Source organism: Streptomyces sp. NRRL B-24572, from assembly GCF_002156145.1.
GTDB lineage: Bacteria > Actinomycetota > Actinomycetes > Streptomycetales > Streptomycetaceae > Streptomyces > Streptomyces vietnamensis.
Genome location: NZ_MWIG01000484.1, coordinates 1 through 1,231 on the forward strand (window position 1 = coordinate 1; position 1,231 = coordinate 1,231).

The window sequence follows — 1,231 nt, forward strand, 5'->3', positions numbered from 1 at the left end:
ACGACAACGAGGAGGTCGCCGCCGACCTCAACGGCCTCGGCAAGGTCGCCGCCGCGCACCCCGAGTGGCTGGAGGGAGACTTCGCCGTCCTCCTCGAACCCTCCGACGGCCAGGTCGAGGGCGGCTGCCAGGGCACCCTGCGCGTCATCCTGCACACCGCCGGTGAGCGCGCCCACTCCGCGCGCGCGTGGATGGGCTCCAACGCGATCCACACCGCCGCCCCGATCCTCGACCGCCTCGCCGCCTACGAGCCGCGCAAGCCGGTCATCGACGGCCTCCAGTACCACGAGGGCCTCAACGCCGTACGGATCGAGGGCGGGGTCGCCACCAACGTCATCCCCGACGCCTGCGCCGTCACGGTCAACTACCGGTACGCCCCCGACCGCTCCCCGGCCGAGGCCCTGGCGTACGTCCGCGAGTTCTTCGAGGGCATCGACATCGCCGAGTTCGTCGTCGACGACGAGAGCCCCGGCGCCCTGCCCGGCCTGTCCCACCCCGCGGCCGAGGCCTTCATGAAGGCCGTCGGCGGCAGCGCCCAGCCCAAGTTCGGCTGGACCGACGTCGCCCGCTTCAGCGCCCTCGGCGTGCCCGCGGTGAACTACGGCCCCGGTGACCCCCTGTACGCGCACAAGCGCGACGAGCACGTCCACGTCGACCGGATCCACCACTGCGAGGCGCGGCTCCGCGACTGGCTGACCGCCCGTCTCCCGTAATTTCGGATTTCGTCACCCCTGTGGTCCTACGCTGACCCCACCAGAAGATCGTCGGTTCGACGGAGGGAGCAGGCCATGGGTATCCCCGAAGGGGAGGCGAAGCCGGAGGAGCAGCGGCTGGGACCGGTGCTCAGGCGCAGGGACCAGGTCCAGCCGGGCACCACGGACCAGCGGCTGCTCGACACCGAGGGCGACTCGGAATGGGTGCACACCGACCCCTGGCGGGTCATGCGCATCCAGTCCGAGTTCGTCGAGGGCTTCGGCGCCCTCGCCGAACTGCCGAGCGCGATCAGCGTCTTCGGCTCGGCCCGCACGAAGCCGGACTCGCCGGAGTACGAGGCGGGCGTACGGATCGGCCGGGCGCTCGTCGAGGCCGGGTTCGCGGTCATCACGGGCGGCGGCCCGGGCGCCATGGAGGCGGCCAACAAGGGGGCCAGGGAGGCCAAGGGGGTCTCGGTGGGCCTCGGCATCGAGCTCCCCTTCGAGCAGGGGCTCAACCCGCACGTCGACATCGGCGT

Annotated in this window: 2 protein-coding genes; both read left to right on the forward strand. The window is 72.0% G+C overall.

Features of this window, described 5'->3' with window-relative positions:
• Positions 1-713 (forward strand): succinyl-diaminopimelate desuccinylase (gene dapE, locus CCN56_RS27340; RefSeq protein ID WP_086830618.1); only part of this gene is annotated, 713 nt, incomplete at its 5' end.
• Positions 714-788: 75 nt separating this feature from the next.
• A partial coding sequence (locus CCN56_RS27345; RefSeq protein WP_373412905.1) for an LOG family protein occupies positions 789-1,231 on the forward strand: 443 nt, incomplete at its 3' end.